At 36.9% G+C, this 20,615-nt stretch carries 17 protein-coding genes; 7 read left to right on the top strand and 10 right to left on the bottom strand.

Annotated elements, in window-relative coordinates; genetic code table 11:
• Nucleotides 1-63 precede the first annotated feature (63 nt).
• The 7 genes from DB895_RS05120 to gcvT all read left to right on the top strand — a co-directional run bounded on the left by DB895_RS05120 (nt 64) and on the right by gcvT (nt 8,537).
• Nucleotides 64-309, top strand: a complete 246-nt coding sequence (locus DB895_RS05120) for a heavy metal-binding domain-containing protein (RefSeq protein WP_116724293.1) — start codon at nt 64-66, stop codon at nt 307-309.
• A gap of 68 nt (nt 310-377) precedes the next feature.
• Entirely contained in the window at nt 378-1,667 is a 1,290-nt protein-coding gene (locus tag DB895_RS05115; protein ID WP_116724292.1) for an efflux RND transporter permease subunit, read from the top strand.
• Nucleotide 1,668: 1 nt separating this feature from the next.
• Nucleotides 1,669-3,591 (top strand): efflux RND transporter permease subunit, encoded by a 1,923-nt coding sequence (locus DB895_RS05110; RefSeq protein WP_116724291.1) that lies wholly within the window; start codon nt 1,669-1,671, stop codon nt 3,589-3,591.
• The gene (locus DB895_RS05105) at nt 3,581-4,837 is read left to right on the top strand and encodes a TolC family protein (RefSeq protein ID WP_116724290.1); all 1,257 of its coding nucleotides are present in this window, start codon (nt 3,581-3,583) and stop codon (nt 4,835-4,837) included. Before DB895_RS05110 ends, DB895_RS05105 begins: the two co-directional genes overlap by 11 nt.
• Before the next feature lie 2 nt (nt 4,838-4,839).
• A complete protein-coding gene (locus DB895_RS05100) occupies nt 4,840-6,087 on the top strand; it encodes an efflux RND transporter periplasmic adaptor subunit (RefSeq protein WP_116724289.1) in 1,248 nt (415 codons plus the stop codon).
• Nucleotide 6,088: 1 nt separating this feature from the next.
• Nucleotides 6,089-7,216, top strand: coding sequence for an HlyD family efflux transporter periplasmic adaptor subunit (locus tag DB895_RS05095; protein ID WP_116724288.1), 1,128 nt, complete (start codon nt 6,089-6,091; stop codon nt 7,214-7,216).
• Nucleotides 7,217-7,454: 238 nt separating this feature from the next.
• On the top strand, nt 7,455-8,537 hold the full coding sequence (gene gcvT, locus DB895_RS05090; RefSeq protein WP_116724287.1) for a glycine cleavage system aminomethyltransferase GcvT: 1,083 nt from the start codon (nt 7,455-7,457) through the stop codon (nt 8,535-8,537).
• 179 nt (nt 8,538-8,716) lie between these two features.
• On the opposite strand, the gene acs is transcribed toward gcvT, so the two are convergent.
• The 10 genes from acs to DB895_RS05040 form a co-directional block, all read right to left on the bottom strand.
• Nucleotides 8,717-10,624, bottom strand: a complete 1,908-nt coding sequence (acs, locus tag DB895_RS05085; RefSeq protein WP_116724286.1) for an acetate--CoA ligase — start codon at nt 10,622-10,624, stop codon at nt 8,717-8,719.
• 18 nt (nt 10,625-10,642) lie between these two features.
• A complete protein-coding gene (locus DB895_RS05080) occupies nt 10,643-12,544 on the bottom strand; it encodes an acetate--CoA ligase (RefSeq protein ID WP_116724285.1) in 1,902 nt (633 codons plus the stop codon).
• Nucleotides 12,545-12,562: 18 nt separating this feature from the next.
• On the bottom strand, nt 12,563-12,925 hold the full coding sequence (locus DB895_RS05075; RefSeq protein WP_116724284.1) for a response regulator transcription factor: 363 nt from the start codon (nt 12,923-12,925) through the stop codon (nt 12,563-12,565).
• Nucleotides 12,926-12,928: 3 nt separating this feature from the next.
• Nucleotides 12,929-15,634: a sensor histidine kinase gene (locus DB895_RS05070; RefSeq protein WP_116724283.1), complete on the bottom strand. Its 2,706-nt coding sequence runs from the start codon at nt 15,632-15,634 to the stop codon at nt 12,929-12,931.
• Nucleotides 15,627-15,821 carry a hypothetical protein gene (locus DB895_RS05065; protein ID WP_116724282.1) on the bottom strand — a complete coding sequence of 65 codons (195 nt, stop codon included), beginning with the start codon at nt 15,819-15,821 and terminating at the stop codon, nt 15,627-15,629. The genes DB895_RS05070 and DB895_RS05065 overlap by 8 nt, the downstream gene beginning before the upstream one ends.
• 100 nt (nt 15,822-15,921) lie before the next feature.
• A complete protein-coding gene (locus tag DB895_RS05060) occupies nt 15,922-16,152 on the bottom strand; it encodes a DUF6814 family protein (protein WP_116724281.1) in 231 nt (76 codons plus the stop codon).
• Nucleotides 16,153-16,164: 12 nt separating this feature from the next.
• The gene (locus DB895_RS05055) at nt 16,165-17,700 is read right to left on the bottom strand and encodes an MFS transporter (protein ID WP_116724280.1); all 1,536 of its coding nucleotides are present in this window, start codon (nt 17,698-17,700) and stop codon (nt 16,165-16,167) included.
• A 24-nt stretch (nt 17,701-17,724) separates the two neighbouring features.
• Complete coding sequence (locus tag DB895_RS05050) at nt 17,725-18,981, bottom strand: hypothetical protein (protein ID WP_116724279.1); 1,257 nt, start codon at nt 18,979-18,981, stop codon at nt 17,725-17,727.
• A 103-nt stretch (nt 18,982-19,084) separates the two neighbouring features.
• Complete coding sequence (locus DB895_RS05045; RefSeq protein WP_166426934.1) at nt 19,085-19,504, bottom strand: IS1/IS1595 family N-terminal zinc-binding domain-containing protein; 420 nt, start codon at nt 19,502-19,504, stop codon at nt 19,085-19,087.
• A 269-nt stretch (nt 19,505-19,773) separates the two neighbouring features.
• Complete coding sequence (locus DB895_RS05040) at nt 19,774-20,310, bottom strand: hypothetical protein (RefSeq protein WP_116724277.1); 537 nt, start codon at nt 20,308-20,310, stop codon at nt 19,774-19,776.
• Between the last annotated feature and the right edge of the window lie 305 nt (nt 20,311-20,615).

The following is a 20,615-nucleotide window of genomic DNA, read 5'->3' as shown; positions in this document are numbered from 1 at the left end:
TTTTGAAATCTCATAGGTTTAATAAATTTTTTATAAAACTGGACACTAAAAAAATTAAACTAAATGAAAAAATTAATCCTATCAACAATCGTAATGGCTTTAATGGTGGCTTCTTGCAACAAAAAAAACAAAGACGCAACAACAAGTGCTACTCCAATGAACAATGATTCAACAATGATGGGTAATAATTCAAAAATGATGAATAGCGATTCAAAAGTGTATTCCTGTCCGATGCACCCGGAAGTTCATGGGAAATTAAACGATAAATGTCCAAAATGTGGAATGAAATTGACTGAAGAAGTTAAATAAAAAGTTAACCCTTTCAGTCTTTTACTCCGAAGTTTCGGGACTGGAAGAGTTAATTATATCAAAAAATTATGGTAGAAAAAATCATAACATTCTCATTAAAAAATCGATTAGTTATCCTGCTAGTTTCAGCCAGTTTATTTGTTTGGGGAGTTTACAGCGTTCAGCAAAACCCTATTGATGCCATCCCCGATTTATCAGAAAATCAAGTCATTGTTTTCACGGAATGGATGGGAAGAAGTCCGCAGGTTATAGAAGCCCAAGTTACCTACCCTTTGGTTTCTAACCTACAAGGCATTCCAAAAGTCAAAAACATTCGTGGAGCTTCTATGTTTGGGATGAGCTTCGTCTATATCATTTTTGAGGATAATGTAGATACCTACTGGGCGAGAACCCGTGTATTGGAAAGATTAAATTATGCCCAACGATTACTGCCTCAAAACGTTGTGCCAACAATGGGACCAGACGGCACGGGTGTCGGACATATTTTTTGGTACACTTTAGAAGCAAACGGTATGGATTTGGGAGAACAGCGTGCTTTGCAGGATTGGTACGTGAAATTTGGCTTGCAAACCGTTCCTGGCGTGGCTGAAGTGGCTTCATTTGGCGGTTTTGAAAAACAGTATCAATTGGTTTTAGATCCCCTAAAAATGCAGTACTACAATATCAGCATGATGGAAGTGATGAACTCGGTCAAGGCGAACAACAATGATGTGGGAGGGCGAAAATTCGAAATGAGCAATATGTCCTACATTGTTAGAGGATTGGGCTATATCAAAAACATAAAAGATGTTGAAGATATCGCCATCAAAAATTATAATTCGGTTCCAGTAAGAGTGAAAGACATTGGTTCGGTACAAATGGGAGGCGACTTGCGTTTGGGGATTTTTGACCAAAACGGAACTGGTGAAGCCGTTGGAGGAATCGTTGTAATGCGCTATGGCGAAAATGCCGATAAAGTGATAAAAGCAGTAAAATTGAAAATGAAAGAAGTCGAAAAAGGGTTGCCAAAAGGCGTTTCTTTTAAAACTTCCTATGACAGGAGCGAACTCATAGAAAAAGCCATCGAATCGGTTAAAGGAACTTTAATAGAAGAGATGATTGCCGTTTCTCTAGTCATTTTAATTTTTCTTTTCCATTGGAGAAGTGCCTTAATCATTTTGATACAAATTCCAATATCTGTTGCCACAGCTTTTATATTTCTGCAAGCCTTTGGCATATCATCCAATATTATGTCGCTCACGGGTATTGCGCTTGCCATTGGGGTTTTGGTAGATGACGGAATTGTAATGGTAGAGAATGCTTATAGGACAATTTCGGAAAGACAGGACGAAATGGACAGTAATCAAAAATTGACTTAAAATGAAGAATCTATTCAAAAAAGAGTCCGACCCAATGTCTTCTGAAGAAAGACTGAAGCTAATCGAAGCGTCTTCTAAATTAGTAGGGCCTGGCGTTTTTTATTCCACCGTAATTGTAATCGCATCCTTTTTGCCCGTATTTCTACTTACGGGAATGGAAGGCAAATTGTTTAGTCCATTGGCTTGGACAAAATCACTAATTCTCATTGTCGATGCCTTTTTTGCCATTACCCTAACGCCCGTTTTAATCAGCTTTTTGCTCAAAGGTAAACTTCGTCCCGAAAACAAAAATCCAATCAATAGAAAACTGGAAAGTATTTACACCCCCATTCTGACGCTGTGTCTACAATGGCGAAAAACAGTGTTGGCCATCAATATCATTGCCTTATTGATTGGCGTATTGATGTTTACTCGATTGGGTTCTGAATTTATGCCTCCCTTGGATGAAGGTTCCATTTTGTTTATGCCGGTAACCTTGCCCGATGTGTCCAATTCTGAAATGAAACGAATTTTGCAGGTTCAGGACAAATTGATAAAATCGGTACCAGAAGTCGCCCATGTTTTAGGAAAAGCAGGAAGGGCAAACACGGCAACCGACAATAGTCCCATAAGCATGATTGAAACTATTGTTTTGCTAAAACCCCACCAAGAATGGAGAGCCGGTAAAACCAAGAATGATATCATAACGGAAATCAACAACAAACTGCAAATCCCCGGCGTGACCAATGGTTTTACGCAACCCATTATCAATCGGATCAACATGCTTTCTACGGGCATCCGAACCGATGTGGGAATAAAAATTTATGGGGCAAGTTTAGACACCATCAACGTGTTATCGCAGAAAATCAAGAAAGCACTTGAAGGAACTGCTGGAGTGAAAGATTTGTATGCGGAGCCGATAACCGGAGGAAAGTACATTGATATTGTGCCAAAACGAGACATAATTGGCAGATACGGACTTACCATTGATGACATTAACACGGTTGTCGAAGCGGCCATTGGCGGAATGAAACTAACCACGACTATCGAAGGAAGGCAACGCTTTTCTGTAAATGCGCGATATGCGCAAGAATACCGAAACAGTCTGGAAGCACTGGAAAAACTACAAGTGCAAACGATGCAATTTGGCCCAATTCCTTTAGAAACCGTGGCCGATGTAAAAATAAGCGACGGGCCATCGATGATAAATAGCGAAAATGCCATGCTTCGCGGCAGTGTATTATTTAACGTTCGGGAACGTGATTTAGGAAGTACCGTAAAAGATGCTCAGAAAAAACTGAACGCCATGATGTCCAAAATGCCCAAAGGATATTATGTGGAATGGAGCGGACAATGGGAAAACCAAATCAGAGCCAACAAAACATTGAGTATGATTTTACCTATCGTTGTCCTCATCATTTTTCTCATTTTATATTTCACTTATCGTTCCATGAAGGAAGCGTTAATTACAATGATAACGGTTCCGTTTGCTTTAATTGGCGGCGTTTTTATGGTCTATTTTTATGGCATCAATTTATCGGTGGCGGTGGCGGTTGGTTTTATTGCCTTGTTTGGTTTGGCTGTCGAAACCGCCATGCTAATAACCATTTATCTGAATGAGGCCATGAATAAAATGGTCGCGAAACACGGAAACAGTGCAGCAACTATTACCGAGGAAATTTTAAGGCAGTATATTATTGAAGGTTCGGCAAAAAGATTACGACCAAAACTAATGACGGTTTCAGTTTCGCTATTCGGATTGGTACCTATTCTTTGGGCAACAGGAACCGGCGCCGATGTGATGCTGCCCATCACGGTTCCACTCATTGGCGGCACCATCACCTCCACAATTTATGTATTATTAGTAACCCCTGTCGTATTCGAAATGGTAAAACTCCGCGAACTAAGAACAAAGGGAAAAATAGATCTCATCGATGCAAAATAGTATAAAATATTTCGTCATAAGTTGTTTGATTTTAGGCAATGCCAATGTAGTGGCACAGACACTTTCGTTAGATGCCGTCTTGACGAATATCAAATCCAATAATCCGCAATTAAAAATGTACGATGCCGATATTCAAAGTATGGATGCGGCGGCAAATGGTGCCAAAAGCTGGATGGCACCGCAAGTGAGTACCGGTTTTTTCATGACCCCTTATAATATCAAAATGTGGACGGCTAATGAAATGGGACTCGGAATGGGAAATTATATGGTGGGTATAACGCAAATGATACCCAATTCTTCCAAGCTTAATGCCGATTTTAAGTATATGAATGCCATGTCTTCGGTCGAAGCCGAAAACAAAAACTACACGATAAATCAACTGAAGGCACTGGCAAAAACGAATTATTACCAATGGCTGGTTTTAAACAAAAGGATAAAAATTGCCAATGATAATCTGCTGCTTTTAGACTACATGATTAAAAGCATGGAGATTCGTTACCAATATAATATGGATAAATTACCCACCTATTACAAAGCAAAATCGCAATACGGCACATTAGAAAGCATGATTGTGATGTTGCAAAATGACATTTCCCAAAAACGAATTATGATTAACACCCTGATGGCAAGAGATAAAAATACCGCTTTTGACATAGACGAAACCTATAAATTAAATGATTTTAATGGAATATTATCAGACACCATCTCGCTTTCAAAAAACCGAAGCGATGTTAAAGCTATCGAAAAAACAATCGCCCTAAATCAACTAAAAACGGAAGCCGAAAAGTCAAAATTATTGCCCGAATTTGGAGTGAAATACGATCACATGTTTGCCTTTGGACAACAGCCACAACAATTCTCCCTAATGCTTATGGTCAATATTCCTTTTGCTCCTTGGTCATCAAAAATGAACAAGGCCAATATAAACAGTTTCCAGATCAAAAATGAAAGCCTCAATTGGCAAAAACAAATGATCTTGAATGAAGCCACAGGAATGATTTCGGGCATGAATACGGAACTGACGAACCTGAAAAAGCAGTATGCAATTGCCGAGAAAAATATTATTCCGGCCTTGCGAAAAAATTACGACACCGCAATTTTGGCTTGGCAAAACAACACCGGCGATTTGTTTGTGGTGCTTGACGCTTGGGAAGGATTGAATATGGCACAAATGGACGCGTTGGATAAATTGCAAACCATTTTGATTACGCAAGTGGAAATCGAAAAACAACTGGAAACCAACTAATCATGAACCGATATTTAAAAAATAGTTTGGCAGTAATTGTGATTTTCGGTATTGGATTGGCAATCTATTCCTATGTGAAAAAGTCAAACAATCGTTCCAAAAATTCCCATCAGACCGAAGTCTATACCTGTTCGATGCACCCTCAAATCATTCGGGACAAACCCGGCAATTGTCCCATTTGCGGAATGACTTTGGTGAAAAAAATGATTCAAAATCAAGCTATAGATAGCAAATCAATTGACAATCTTTTGAAACCCACCGATAATTTTATCGTCGGGAATTATAAAACCACGACCGCAAAAGACACTATTATTGGCAGTGAAATAACTTTGCCCGGCATCGTGGAGTACGACCCAAATTCCTCTGTAACCATTTCTGCTCGAATAAGCGGCAGAATTGAAAAAATGTATGTGAATTATAAATACCAAAAGGTAAACAAAGGGCAAAAACTGTTTGATTTATACAGCCCGGAATTACTGACGGAACAGCAAAATTTTATCTATTTAATTTCCAATGATGCCGAAAATGGTTCGATTATCAAAGCCTCAAAACAAAAGTTATTGCTTTATGGAATGACGGCGTATCAAATAAACGTCTTGATTTCGACCAAAAGCGCAAACCCGACAATCTCCATTTACAGCCCCGCTTCCGGAATTATTTCAGGAACGGAAAGCATGTCCAATAGTGCCAATGCAACCATGCAAAATGCACCTTCAACCACAGAAAATCTATCAGTTAAAGAAGGCGATTACATCAAAAAAAATCAAACCGTTTTTAAACTGTTGAATACTGATAAAGTTTGGGGCATTTTTAATGTGAGCCAAGAGTATAACAGCCAAATTAAAACCAACCAATCCATCCGAATTTCAACTGAATTGGATAAAAATGAAGCCATCAACGCCCAAATAAATTTTATCGAAACCCAATTCAATCCAACGGATAAAACCAACAGAATTCGGGTTTATTTGAACAATACTAAACTGAAATTACCCATTGGTTTGCGATTGCAAGGCGTCGTGAAAACCAATCCAACGAAGGGAATTTGGCTGCAAAAACAAGCATTGGTAAGCATTGGAACCCAGAAAATAGTGTTTCTAAAAATGGGGAATGGCTTCAAAGCAAAAGCTATAAAAACGGGAATGGAAAGGAGCGATTTTGTCCAGATTACAGATGGTATTTCCGTTCAAGATACCCTAGCCGAAAACGCACACTATTTAATTGATAGCGAAAGCTTCATTAAAACCGAATAATATGAAAACATTATTTTATGTACCATTAATCGTTTTTCTTATAGGTTGCAATACCAAGAGCCCCCTAGCCCCCGAAGGGGGAACAAAAAACAGTCAAAACAGCCCAGAAAAAACGAATGATTCCACTTCAAACGAGATAAGTTTGAGTAAGCAACAAATTCAATTGGGTAACATCACTTCCCAAACTATTTCGGAAACAAAAAGCAGTTTGGAAGAGACTTACACGGGTGTTTTGACCATTAACCAGGAAAAGATCAAGACCCTTTCGGCAAGGGCAATGGGACGAATCGAAAAGTTGCATTTCAAAACTGTAGGGGATTATGTTTCTGAAAATCAACCCGTTTATGAATTGTACAGCGAAGATATCGCCGTTGCCAAACAAGATTATTTCACTGCGTACAAACAACTGGCCATGCCTGGTGATTTTGGAAAAAATGCCCAAAATATGCTCATTGCCGCCAAACAGAAACTGCTGTTTTTTGGTTTGACCAATGCCCAAATTGAAGGCATCAAAACAACGGCGGAAGTATCGCCAAGCACCACTTTTTATAGCACTTCAAGCGGAACTATTTCAGAAATAATGGCTACTGAAGGCAGTGCCGTAATGGAAGGTTCTCCTATAATTAAATTGGCTGATTTGAACAGTCTTTGGCTCGAAACGCAGGTAAGCGTGAACCAATCTAAAAATCTAAAAATGGGTCAGAATGCTGCCGTTTCATTTGCCGATTATCCCGATAAAACCATAAATGCAAAAGTGACCTTCATCAATCCGGAAATCAATCCAGATTCTGGATTGCTCCTAATTCGAATGGAAATTCCCAACCAAAATTTGCTTTTAAAACCCGGAATGCAAGCCATTGCAAAATTATCGCAGCCCAATGTAAAAGGACTATTTATTCCCATTGATGCGGTAATCCGGGAAGAAAATGCCTCCTACATCTGGGTCGAAAAAAGGCCGGGTGTTTTTGAAAACCTCATGGTAGAAACAGGCATAGAAACCAACGGAATGATTGAAATAAAATCGGATATCGATCCTTCAAAAAAAGTGGTGATTACGGGTGCCTATGCCATAAACAGCGAATATATTTTTAGAAAAGGAAGCGACCCAATGGAAAAAATGAAGATGTAGTTACAATTTGGGACTGTATCCATTAAATTGATTATTACGCTCCACTATGTTTTTTCCTTAACGATGGCAAATCATTTTGTTCTTTAAACCGTTGTTTTATCCCTTTGTTATTAATATTTTGAAAGACTAAAACCGTTATTATAATTAGCGATTGCAGCATACAAATTGGGAACAAAACTATTGCCACTCGGAATAAAATCGATAAATTTGCAACTCGAATTTTACACCTAAAATCACCATGAAAAATACTGCATTAACACACATACACGAGAGTTTGGGGGCCAAAATGCTTCCATTTGCCGGATACAATATGCCAATTTTATATGAGGGCGTGAATGCTGAACATGATACTGTTCGTAACAGTGTGGGGGTTTTTGATGTATCACACATGGGGGAATTTTTGCTTACAGGATCCAATGCATTGTCCTTGATTCAGAAAGTGACTTCTAATGATGCTTCGACGTTGACTATAGGCAGGGCGCAATATTCTTGCTTGCCAAATAATGACGGTGGAATCGTGGACGATTTACTTGTTTATAAAATGAAAGACGAACAATATCTATTGGTCGTGAACGCTTCTAATATAGATAAAGATTGGGATTGGATTTCGGCTCATAACAATTTGGGTGTTGATATGAAAAACCTTTCGGATGACTATTCTCTATTGGCCATTCAAGGACCAAAAGCGGTAGAAGCCATGCAAGCGTTGACAACGGTAAATTTGTCGGCTATCCCCTATTACCATTTTAAAGTGGGTGATTTTGCTGGGTTTCCACATGTAATTATTTCGGCAACGGGTTATACTGGTTCTGGTGGTTTTGAGATTTACTGCAAGAATGAGGAAGTGGAAACCATTTGGAACAAAGTTTTTGAAGCCGGAGCAGCATACGGAATCAAACCTGTTGGCTTGGCTGCGAGAGATACTTTGCGATTGGAAATGGGATTTTGTTTGTACGGAAATGACATCAACGATACCACTTCGCCAATTGAAGCTGGTTTGGGTTGGATTACCAAATTCACCAAGGAATTCACGAATTCTGAAAACCTGAAAAAACAAAAAGAAGCGGGCGTTTCCAGAAAACTGGTTGGTTTTGAAATGCAGGAACGCGCAGTCCCAAGACACGATTATGAAATTGTGGATGCTGCGGGAACTGCCATTGGGATTGTGACTTCGGGAACGATGTCTCCAACGATGAACAAAGGAATTGGAATGGGTTATGTGACTAAGGAACATAGTACTATAGGTAGTGATATTTTTATCCGAATCCGGAAAAATGATGTTCCTGCCAAAGTAGTAAAATTGCCCTTTTATAATAAATAAGTGGGTTAGTTCTTGAAATAATGAACCGCTAAGATTCTTGGAAGTAGGCTGATTCCTGTTGCTTTTAAAACATGGTAAAAAATTAAAAAAAATCGGCGCAACAATCATTTTTAGGTTAATAACCCCTCAAAGCTAATTGGCACCAGCTTGGAATAAAAATGAAAATTGCGCCGAAAATATTACAGTTTTCCTTTCTTGATTTCCTCTACAATTTCAGGATTTAGTAACGTTGAAATATCTCCAAAATTAGAATAGTCCCCTTCGGCTATTTTACGAAGAATTCTACGCATGATTTTTCCGGAACGTGTTTTAGGCAAACCGGTAACAAACTGAATTTTATCCAATTTGGCAATAGGTCCAATGTGATCAGACACATGTTGGTTGATCTCTTTACTTAAGTTTTCTCTATCACGGTATTCTCCGGATTCTTTAAGGATTACAAAACCATACAACGCATTTCCTTTAATGTCGTGTGGGAAACCTACAATAGCACTTTCTGCAACCGCTGGGTGTTCATTTATGGCATCTTCAATTGGAGCTGTACCCAAGTTATGACCTGAAACAATAACCACATCGTCTATACGCCCTGTGATTCTATAATAGCCTACTTCGTCTCGCAAAGCGCCATCACCCGTGAAATATTTCCCGGGAAATGTACTGAAATAAGTCTCTTTATAGCGTTTATGATCACCCCAAATGGTTCTTGCAATACCCGGCCATGGGAATTTGATACATAAACTACCTGTAACTTGGTTGCCTTCTATCTCGTTTCGTTTTTCATCCATTAACACCGGTTGAATTCCTGGCAAAGGCAAAGATGCGTATGTTGGTTTTGTTGGGGTGACAAACGGGATTGGAGAAATCATGATACCTCCCGTTTCCGTCTGCCACCATGTATCAACAACAGGGCAACGCTTTCCTCCTACGTGGTCATTATACCAGTGCCAAGCTTCCTCATTAATGGGTTCTCCAACAGAACCAATCACTTTTAATGATGCCAATGGATATTTTTGTACAAACTCTAAATTCTCTTTCGCTAAAGCCCTAATGGCCGTTGGAGCCGTATAGAATTGGGTCACTTTGTGTTTTTCGATAATTTCCCAAAAACGACTAAAATCGGGATACGATGGTACCCCCTCAAAAATTATAGTTGTTGCGCCATTCAATAATGGACCATAAAGGATGTAGGAATGTCCTGTAATCCAACCAATATCGGCGGTACACCAAAAGATATCATTTTCTTCATAGTTGAAAACATTTTTGAACGTATAAGCGGAATAGACCATATAGCCCGCAGTTGTATGCACCATTCCTTTTGGTTTGCCGGTTGAACCGGAAGTGTATAAAATAAACAAAGGGTCTTCAGCATCCATTATTTCAGCCACATTATTGTCTGAAGCATCGTCTAAAAGGGGCTGCAACCATTGGTCACGTCCCTCCATCATTTTTATAGCGGTGTTGGTTCTTTTGACTACCAAAACTTGTTCAACACAAGGACATTTTTCTAGCGCTTCGTCAACAATCCCTTTTAAATCTATTGTTTTATTACCTCGATATCCCCCGTCAGAAGTAATGACCATTTTACATTCGCTATCATTTATTCGGGTTGCCACTGCAGAAGAAGAAAAACCGGCAAAAACTACGGAATGGATAGCTCCAATTCTGGCGCACGCCAAAACAGAAACTGCCAATTCAGGTATCATGGGCAAATAAATACAAACTCGATCTCCTTTTTGAATGCCTTGTTCACGAAGTACATTCGCCATTTTTGAAACCCGCTCATGCAATTCATTATAACTAATATGCAGCGCTTCTTCGTTTGGATCATTCGGTTCAAAAATAATGGCCGTTTTAGTACCGCGTCTTGCCAAATGTCTGTCGATACAGTTTTTAACTATGTTTACCTTGGCATCAATAAACCATTTAATTTTAGCTTCGGCCATATCAAACTCCATTACTTTTTCCCACTCTTGATACCAAGTGAAATTTTCGGAAGCAATTTTTCCCCAAAATTTTCTTGGTTCCCGAATGGATTTGTTGTAGTGCTTAAAGTATTGTTCCAGATTGTCAATTTTATAATAACTCATAACTATTTTTATTAATTCTTATTTTTTATTGTAAACTCCTATTTCGTATTTTTTTAAAACCGCAATGATTTCCTCAACAATATCCTCGTCATCAATGGTGGACGGAATTTGAACATTTTCACCGTCGGCAATGGTTCGCATTAATTTCCTGAGAATTTTACCCGATCGTGTTTTAGGCAATCTTTGCACGATAACAACATTTCTCAAGGACGCGACTGCCCCTATTTGCTGACGCACTAATTTAACAATTTCCTGTTCCAATTGAAAATGTTCAATTTCGTCCCCCGTTTTATTGACAACTAAAGCCAACGGAATCTGTCCTTTTAATTCGTCATTGATTCCGATTACAGCGCATTCTGCAACCGAGTAATGAGAAGCAACAATTTCTTCCATCTCAGCGGTGGAAAGTCGGTGTCCCGCTACATTTATCACGTCATCAACCCTGCCGGTGATGAAAATAAAATCCTCTTCGTCTTTATATCCTCCATCACCAGAAAAATAATAGCCTGGAAATTTGTTCAAATAACCCGCCTTGAACCTCGGAGTATCCTTCCACAAATCTATTAAAGTTCCGGGGGGCAAAGGTAATTTTATTACAACATACCCTTCCTCATTTTGACTTAATTCTTCCCCTTTATCATTAAATATTTTAATATCATATCCGCAAACGGCCTTCCCTACAGAACCCGGTTTGATGATTGGTTTTTCAATCCCCATCATGTTGGCAACCATTGGCCAGCCTGATTCCGTTTGCCACCAGTGGTCGATTGCGGGAACAGGAATGTGTTCCAAATACCATTCTAATGTGGCCAAATCACAACGTTCTCCAGCGAGAAATTGGGTTTTTAAAGAACTCAAATCGTATTGTTTTATAAATTCTCCGTTGGGGTCTTCTTTTTTAATGGCTCTAATGGCTGTTGGTGCCGTAAACATTACGTTTACCTTGTGCTGTTCAATAACCCTCCAAAAAGTGCTGGCATCAGGAGTTCTGATGGGTTTCCCTTCAAAAATCACGGTCGTATTTCGATTAATTAATGGCGCATATACTATGTAGCTATGCCCAACAACCCAACCCACATCCGAAGCCGCCCAGAAAACTTCATTCTCTTTAATTCCATAAATGTACTGCATTGAATATTTAAGTACCACAGCATAACCTCCTGTATCTCTTACAATTCCCTTTGGTTTTCCCGTAGTCCCAGATGTATAAAGCACATATAAGGGATGTGTTGCGTTTACGGGAACGCAAGGTACTTCTTCCGATCCGTAAACTAGGGCATCATAATCGACATCGTATTTTTTAAAGGGAACCCGGGCACCCAATTTTCTATTGAAAACGATTACTTTTTTGGGTTTATGATTTGCCAATGCAATCGCTTCGTCCACTAAAGGCTTATAGGCAATTAATCGGTCAATTTCAATTCCGGAAGAAGCCGTAATAATTGCTCTGGGTTTGCAGTCGTCAATTCTAATGGCTAATTCATGTGGGGCAAAACCGCCAAATACCACGGAATGGGTGACACCTATTCTGGCGCAGGCCAACATCCCAAAAACCGCTTGGGGAATCATCGGCATATAAATCACAGCCGTATCTCCTTTTTTTAGTCCCAGTGAAATTAAACCTCCTGCCAAACGTGCCACTTCTGATTTGACTTCATTGAAGGTGTATTTTTTAATGTTTTGTGTCACTGGCGAATCATATATAATGGCAATTTGTTCCCCATAACCATCTTGAATGTGCTTGTCTAGTGCGAGATAACAAATATTCAACTCCCCATCTTTGAACCAAAGCGGATATCCATTTTCGTCCTCAGACAATATGACTGAAGGAGTATTGTACCAATCGATTGCTTTGGCCTGTTCAGCCCAAAATGCTTCGGGTTGATGGAGACTCTTCTGGTAAATTTCTTTATAATTCATTTTTTGTTGATTTATTTCTTATTGAATTAATTCATTTGCTTGTTCTACCAATTTTTTGACCGAGAATGGCTTAATTACGTATAAATCTGCACCTAATGACAGCCCTTTTTCTATGTCTTTTTCTTTGTTTTTTGCGGAAAGGAAAATAACTTTACAGTGTCTTAATCGTTCTTCTTTTTTTATTTGTTCTAAAGTTGCAAAACCGTCTACCATTGGCATCATTACATCTAGAATGATAATATCTGGCAGTTGTTTTTTTAGAATATCTAAAGCTTCTTGTCCGTCACGGGCAATAAATACTTCAAAATTGTTTTTTTTGAAAGTATATTCCAATGCCATCACAATGTTGGGTTCGTCATCTACAATTAAAATTTTTTTCATCTTTTAATTCGTTTCGTTTGTATTATAATTGGGCAATGCAAAAGTGAATGTTACGCCACCCGGTTCTGTGTTTTCTGCCCATATTTTTCCTTTGTGGTGTTCGATGATTTGTTTGGATATTGCTAATCCCAACCCACTTCCTATTGGTTTTTTTACATTTTGATTTCTTGATTGATAGAATTTATCAAAAATGACTTCAAAATCTTCTTCATTTATTTCTTTGCCGTTGTTGTGAATTCTTACTTCAACGACATCTTTGTTCTCTATTATTTTAATGGTAATTTTCCCTTCCGTTTTCGAACAAAATTTTATGGCATTGGAAAGCAAATTATGAATGACCTGAATGATTCTTTCTTCATCATAAAAAGCTTTTATTTCTTTGGAAGCCTCAGTAAATTCGACGATTATATTTTTATTCTTGATTAATTGTTTTAGAGAATCTAACGTCTTTTCTACCGTTTTTGAAATATTGTTTTTAGACAGATAAATCTTTTGTTTACCCGTTTCAAATTTCTCCAAATCAAGTATTTTATCAATCAACCGATTCAATCGATCGGATTCGGAAATGATATTTTGCAGAAATTTTTTTCTCAATTCTTCCGGCAATTCATCATCGTCATGTAGAATTTCGCTTGCCGCACGAATGGCTGTAATTGGCGTACGCAACTCATGGGTAACCGTATCCAGAAATTCGTCTTTTTGCAGGTCTTTATTCACTAACTCTTGGTTGGCATTTTTTAGTTGCGTTGATATTTTCTTTAATTCATTGGACGTTTCCGTTAACTTTTTGTTTACCAAAATGTTTTCCTTGGATTCTTCCAGAATGTGCAACACTTCAATTAAAGAAATTTTATCTTCCTTAACTACACTAGATATGAGTATTTTGGCGGAAGCCGTACCAATATGACCCGTTAATAAATTTTCGGCAAATTTGATAAATCGTGCATCGGCCATTGTTGCATTTTTATCAATATTATATTTTAAATTAAATAAAGACAACGCACGTTTTGTTCTTTCTTCTCCTAAAAAACGCAGCAAAACATTTTTAATATCAGCAATATAAGCAGTCCCTTTCCATACAAAAGCATCTTCATGATTGGTGATATAAGTATCGATATCCACAAACATTTCGGCATAATTTCGTTCTCTGTAATTCCCTTTAAAACTTACTGAAATGGACAAATAACTCATGAGATTGAAAAACAAACTCCAAAAAACAGCGTGAGGAATGGGTTCTAAATAATCTAATCCAAAAAGCTGAAATGGTTTTAATACTTCAATTCCCCAAGGGCCTTCTTGTATAAATTGGCTGGTATATCTTGTAATTCCAATAGCATAAGGAATTAACAATGTATAGATGCATACCACAAATCCAAGGATAATGCCTACAACTGCCGCTTTATTGGAACCTCTTTTCCAAAATAAAGCGCCAAAAAAAGCAGGAGCCAATTGTGCAATAACCACAAAAGAAACCAATCCTATGGATACTAATGAATAATCTAAAATGAAAATCCTATAGATGGCATAGGCTATAATGATGAGTGAAAAAATTCCTATTTTTCTACTGCGTACAATTCGTTTACTATTTTTTTCTTGTGAAACATTTTGAAGCGAACCTATGAATCCATACGGAATTAGCAAATTGTTGGTCAACATGGTAGAAAGTGAAATAGAGGAAACTATAATCATGGAAATGGCTGCCGAAAATCCCCCAAGGAAAACCAAAACCGTTAAGAAATTATTGTTGAAAAACTGTGGAATTAGCAATGAATACGTATCTGAATTGAGCCCTTTTCCTTGAAACAGAATATTTCCTCCCCAAGCAATTGGGAAAACAAAAATGTTGAAAAGCAATAGATACAAGGGAAACAACCACATGGCCGTTTTGATATGAGCTTCTTTATTGTTCTCTACAATGGCCGTATGAAATTGTCTTGGCAACAAAAAAATGGCGAACATGGAAACTAAGCAAAGAAAAAACCAATTGATTCCATTGGTCACATCTCCAATGGAGTTTTTTTTGTCAAAATTCTCAAGAATCGCTGCTTTGTTGTAAATATCTCCAAAACCATCATAAACAAAATACGTTACATAAATCCCAATGATTAAAAAGAAAACCAGTTTTAGTATTGATTCCATGGCAACAGCGGTTACAATTCCGCGTCTTTTTTCGGAGGCATCTACATAGCGGGTTCCGTAATACGAGGCAAATAATGCCAATGCTAAACAAACATAAGTTGTAGTGTCTGTAAACGTATTGGAACTCGACGGGGTTTTTGTGACAATATGAAAAGTTTCGGATATGGATTTTAACTGTAATGAAATATAGGGCAAGATACCAAAAACACAAATAACTGTTACCAAGGCCCCAAGAAACCGACTGTTGCCGTATCGCAATGAAATAAAATCGGCAATACTGGAGATTTTATTCACTCTGGAAATTCGAACAATTTTTCGGAGAAGAATCATCCAAGTTGGAATGATAAACACTGGCCCTAAGTAAATTGGAATGTAACTTAAACCTGAATCTGCGGCAACTCCAATGCTTCCAAAAAAAGTCCAGGCGGTACAATATACGGCCAATGAAAAAGAATAAATATAGGCATTATTCGTCCATTTAGAATGGCTTCTTTTCTCCGCCCAATAAGCAGTATAAAAAAGGAGAGATAAATAAATGCCCAATATCAATAAAAGTCCAATACTACTCATAATATCGATTTATGATTAAGTACGTAACGGCAATTGAAAACAACCACACCGAAAAGACATAAATATAAATAACAGGTAACCCAAAAAGAGGTTTAGAACTATCAAATAAAAGTAAAAGAGGAACATTCAATGCCAATAACAATAGCATTGAAAGGATAACCAATTTTTCTTCGTGTCTCTTTTTCATAGTTGGATACTATTTGCTTTTTTGGGATTTGATATCAAAATAAAAATACGCAATCTCTACTGTATAAATGTAGAGATTGCTTATTATTTATATAATTTAACTATTTGTGTTTTGGTTTATCGTATTCTCCCATTAAGGCATAGTATCCAAAGGTTCCCAACCCGATGACGATCAATGGAGTAAGCACAAAAAGGATAATTATTCCGAATACTAAATCTTCTTGTTTGCCGGATACAAATTTTGGCAATCCAAATTCGAACACACAAAAATAGGCCGCAGCAATTGACAGTGCTATCCAAACCATTCCTAAAGCTCTTTTTAACTGATTCATAGCTAATTATTTTTAAACGTGAGTATTTTTATTTTTATTGTCTATATAAATCATCCCAATAACAAAACAAACCGATGCAATGATGATAGGATACCAAAGTCCCTCTAAATAGTATTCAGCATCGCCCGCATCTTTACCATGAATTACCAAATACGTTGAAATAGCGGGAAGCAAGCCTCCAAAAATTCCGTTTCCGATATGGTAAGGCAATGACATGGATGTATACCTGATTCGGGCAGGAAACATTTCTACCAAAAAAGCAGCAATAGGACCGTAAACCATCGTTACAAATATAACTTGAACGAATACTAAAAAGATCAAAATCCATCTGTCATTCGAATTAATATTGATGGTAGTTTTTACTTCTGTTTTTGGCTTTCCGTCAACTATCAGGGCTTTTCCGTTTTCTAGAGACACCGTTTTTACTTCGAGTAATGTAGTTCCATCTGTATACTCTTTATTTGAAGTATAGATAGAATCCATGATTTGTTTTTTGTTTTCTTTTAATTCAGCCAGTAATTTAGTTTTTTCAACTATTTCGGTTTTGTTTTTTACCGAAGTGGTTTCGTACATCGTTTTATATATGGGTCTGTACAACAAAATAGCCAATAGCATTCCTCCCATCATAATGTATTTCCTACCTACTTTGTCGCTTAACCATCCAAAGAAAATAAAAAAGGGAGTTCCTAATATTAATGCAATTCCCAATAAAGTATCTACTTGTGAGGAATCGATTGTCATTACGGTTTTTAAAAAACTCATGGCATAGAATTGACCGGTGTACCAAACCACTCCTTGTCCCATTGTGGCTCCAAATAAAGCCAATAAAACAAATTTATAGTTGTACCGATTTCCGAAGCTTTCTTTCAATGGATTTTTACTGGTATTGCCTTCGCTTTTGGCTTTTGCAAAAACAGGAGATTCATCCATGTTTTTTCTAATCAAATAGGAAATAGCAACCATGATAATCGACACCCAAAAAGGAACTCTCCAACCCCAAGTATCAAACTGCTCCGGAGTAAGAATGTTTCTTGTAGCTAAAATAACCATCAATGAAATAAATAAACCAACGGTTGCCGTAGTTTGAATCCAGGAAGTCCAATACCCGCGTTGTCCTACAGGTGCGTGTTCGGCCACATACGTTGCGGCACCTCCATATTCACCCCCCAAAGCAAGCCCTTGAAGCATTCGTAATAATAAGACTAGTAATGGTGCCATAAATCCGATGGTTTCATAACTAGGAATACAACCTATTAAAAACGTAGCTCCGCCCATTAATAGTAATGTAACCATAAAGGTATATTTTCTTCCAATCAAGTCCCCTAACCTTCCGAAGAAAAGAGCACCAAATGGGCGAACTACGAATCCTACTGCAAAAGTGGCCAGTGTTGCCAAAAAGGCCGCTGTAGGGTTATCGGCAGGGAAAAATTTTGTTGAAATTACTACGGCCAAACTTCCGAAGATGTAGAAATCATACCATTCAATCATTGTTCCCATTGAGGATGCGGAAATTACTTTCCAAATTCCTTTTGTTGATTTATTTGTCATAAAATTATACTTTTAATTAGTGGATTAAAATGAATAGACACATGAGACCATGGCTCTAAAATTATTTACGTCTTTTTTATTGGTGCTTGCTGTAGCATTGTTTTTGATTAAATCGCCCCACGTTGCAACAGTATATTCCAGTTCTGGTGAAATTCTAAATTTATTTTTCTTGAAATCAACTCGTGTAGAACCTCTCCAAATTTTATCAACAACTCTTGTTCCGCTCACTCCTCTCATGTAATTTATGTATGTTGCAGTGGCACTATCGTCACTAGACCCATTGTTTTTGGTATATCCAAAAAAGATTCCTGGAGCAATCGATTTTGCGTTACTGGAAACATCAAACCAAAAAGCTGTCGTTTTTATCGGATCGTATGTTTCGACTCCACCCGTTATCGTTTTCCCAGTATAGCCTCCAAGCATAACAAGATTGTACAAATTCCCACCAGAAATCCCATACGCTTTAATGGCTATTTTATCGTTTGAATATTTTGCAAATCCAAAAATTGATGAACTGATTGCTTTTTCACTCGTTGCTAAAGCATTTGAAACGGTTAAAGGCTGAAGTGACTTATATTCAGAACCAAGTCCCATTAAAACGTTTTTTCCTTTATACTGAATTTGACCGTGAATAGTTGGCAAAGCTGAATTAATAGATGCTGAATTTTGTGTTCCCGGCCCAGGTGTTGTAAATTCTCTTTCTTTATAGGCTACAAATGTCAATGATAGCTCTTTACTCAACATTTGTTTCAATTTTACTTGAGTTGCCCAGCCGAATGGATTAAACAAAATACCCGTATTAAAATTGGCAACTCCTGGAAATACTTCGGGTATATATTGGGGATACCAAGTTTGCCCCATCGTTAAGGTGGTTTTTGACCATTCTAAATTTACATAAGAATGTCTCAATCGGAACAAACCGATGGTGGAACCTTCTAAATTCCCGAAGAAATCGCCTTCTAAAACTGCCGACGTTTTTGCACCCCATACATTTGGTCCTTTCGCTTTCACACCAAGTCTTGAAGTGACGGATAGAAAATTAGATTGTACTGTTTTATTGATATCTTTTCCATTAGCGTCTAAAACTTCATCTAACGGATATAAATTTAGATTTTCTTCTCTTACTTGTACCGTTTTTCTGGTATCTAATATATAATCCGTACGCACAAAGCCATAAATACTAACATCCCACTCCTTTTCTATGGGAGGCGTTGTTGCTGATTGGGAATATCCTTTTATAGAAATAATTCCAATCAAAAGAATGATGTAACTTTTTTTCATAAAAATTAGTCTTTGGTTTATAATAGTTTTGCTATTATGGAGCCAAATTCTAATTTTTTGTTTAATAAAAAAATATTGATATATATAAATGTAAATACTATAGTTAATCTTTAAAACGTTCCCATTTTATAAGCATAAATTTGTCCCCCAATTCCGTAATAATCATACCCGCCCCTGAGAGTAAATCTTTATTTTTTATATATTCTACCAGTTCCAAATGATTAAAAATCTTATAGGTAGGGTGGTAATTAGCGTGTGATGGTTTTTTTATATGAAATGCCTTCACCCAGTTGCTGATTGTTACATGCGAAACCCCTATTATACGTTCAATTTCACGGTAACTTAATCCTTCCAGATACAATTGCAAAGCTTTGGTCACATAGTAATCATCAATCTTCTTCCCTATTTTATTGACAGTAAAATAATACTTACATTTTTTACACAAATACCTTTGTTTGTTGTTGATCACGCCACTTTTTACAATCTGGTTACCTTGGCATTTTGGACAGGTTAAAATCTCCATATATATAAATTTAGCATAAATATAGTAATTTAGCATTTATATAAAAACATATTTCATAAAAATTTAAATTAATTATTGCGGAGTACGCATTTATATTAGGATATCGTTAGATTATAACCAGAGATATTCATTTTATTTAATTCCGTTTTGAAAACTTCCAAGTGATTTTAAAGTGCTGATTTCACGAAAAAAGAAAAAGGCTTTGTCTTTTTCAAAACAAAACCTTTTCCCTTTTTATCGAATAAACTATGAACACAACAACGCTTTAGTTACCCCCCTTTCAGGATTTCTCCATTGGGATGTACAATTATTTTATTCACTTTTTTATCTTTTTTTAATTTAACATGATATTGTTTTTTGACAATATCGCCCTCTTTTTGAGAATATAGATATTTGTCATTGACAATTTTCCAACCCGGAAATGTTTTGTAAATGGAATAAATAACAGCACCAGGAAGTTTTATGTTTTTATAATTTTCAACCACGCTTGTTAGTTTTCCATTTTCATTGTAAGTGGCTGTCAAAGTACCTTTTTTAGAATTCATAATTACCAAATAGGAATCCTCACCCTGATATTCTTTTCCAAGTTTATACCCAATAAATTCTTTTTCGAGTTGTTTAACACCCAAAACCGCATCTCTATCAGGCATATAAACAGAAAAATCTTTTCCGGCACGTCTTACAACAACTTCTGGTAATTCTATCGTTTTAAGACTTTCATTGCCTGAAACTCCTCCCTGATCCACTTGAGAATAGGAATTAGGAGTTAAACCTAACATACATAAAGCTATAACAAATGATTTCATGATAATTTAGATTAAAAATTAATATTCAATTTTGAAAATGTCTTATAATTAAATGAATTTTAAGTTTTATTATTTTCCTCACCAATAGCTACCTAAACTTCATTTTATCATTTTAAACGATACACAAGTAACTAAAAAACAGTTACTTATAACCAAATACTCCATAGTAAAGTTAAAAAAAAATATTTGTTTTTTTGTTAATTTTTACATATTGTTTGTTATTAAATCTAACCCGTTGGGTGTAATTATTTGAAGTAGAAAATATTGGCTAGATATTGGTCAAGATACTGAAATTCAGTATCTTG

It is taken from the genome of Flavobacterium psychrotolerans (genome assembly GCF_003097635.1).
Classification (GTDB): Bacteria; Bacteroidota; Bacteroidia; order Flavobacteriales; family Flavobacteriaceae; genus Flavobacterium; species Flavobacterium psychrotolerans.
The sequence above is the reverse complement of the archived record's forward strand: the minus strand, read 5'-3'. Positions and strand labels throughout refer to the sequence as shown.

What these genes read in the sequence shown, in the direction of transcription:
- DB895_RS05045 (WP_166426934.1), bottom strand. Translation starts at nt 19,504, where the DNA reads ATGGAGATTTTAACCTGTCCAAAATGCCAAGGTAACCAGATTGTAAAA.
- DB895_RS05070 (WP_116724283.1), bottom strand. Translation starts at nt 15,634, where the DNA reads ATGAGTAGTATTGGACTTTTATTGATATTGGGCATTTATTTATCTCTC.
- DB895_RS05095 (WP_116724288.1), top strand. Translation starts at nt 6,089, where the DNA reads ATGAAAACATTATTTTATGTACCATTAATCGTTTTTCTTATAGGTTGC.
- DB895_RS05050 (WP_116724279.1), bottom strand. Translation starts at nt 18,981, where the DNA reads ATGAAAAAAAGTTACATCATTCTTTTGATTGGAATTATTTCTATAAAA.
- DB895_RS05120 (WP_116724293.1), top strand. Translation starts at nt 64, where the DNA reads ATGAAAAAATTAATCCTATCAACAATCGTAATGGCTTTAATGGTGGCT.
- DB895_RS05060 (WP_116724281.1), bottom strand. Translation starts at nt 16,152, where the DNA reads ATGAATCAGTTAAAAAGAGCTTTAGGAATGGTTTGGATAGCACTGTCA.
- DB895_RS05110 (WP_116724291.1), top strand. Translation starts at nt 1,669, where the DNA reads ATGAAGAATCTATTCAAAAAAGAGTCCGACCCAATGTCTTCTGAAGAA.
- DB895_RS05065 (WP_116724282.1), bottom strand. Translation starts at nt 15,821, where the DNA reads ATGAAAAAGAGACACGAAGAAAAATTGGTTATCCTTTCAATGCTATTG.
- acs (WP_116724286.1), bottom strand. Translation starts at nt 10,624, where the DNA reads ATGAGTTATTATAAAATTGACAATCTGGAACAATACTTTAAGCACTAC.
- DB895_RS05055 (WP_116724280.1), bottom strand. Translation starts at nt 17,700, where the DNA reads ATGACAAATAAATCAACAAAAGGAATTTGGAAAGTAATTTCCGCATCC.
- DB895_RS05115 (WP_116724292.1), top strand. Translation starts at nt 378, where the DNA reads ATGGTAGAAAAAATCATAACATTCTCATTAAAAAATCGATTAGTTATC.
- DB895_RS05080 (WP_116724285.1), bottom strand. Translation starts at nt 12,544, where the DNA reads ATGAATTATAAAGAAATTTACCAGAAGAGTCTCCATCAACCCGAAGCA.
- DB895_RS05075 (WP_116724284.1), bottom strand. Translation starts at nt 12,925, where the DNA reads ATGAAAAAAATTTTAATTGTAGATGACGAACCCAACATTGTGATGGCA.
- DB895_RS05100 (WP_116724289.1), top strand. Translation starts at nt 4,840, where the DNA reads ATGAACCGATATTTAAAAAATAGTTTGGCAGTAATTGTGATTTTCGGT.
- DB895_RS05040 (WP_116724277.1), bottom strand. Translation starts at nt 20,310, where the DNA reads ATGAAATCATTTGTTATAGCTTTATGTATGTTAGGTTTAACTCCTAAT.
- DB895_RS05105 (WP_116724290.1), top strand. Translation starts at nt 3,581, where the DNA reads ATGCAAAATAGTATAAAATATTTCGTCATAAGTTGTTTGATTTTAGGC.
- gcvT (WP_116724287.1), top strand. Translation starts at nt 7,455, where the DNA reads ATGAAAAATACTGCATTAACACACATACACGAGAGTTTGGGGGCCAAA.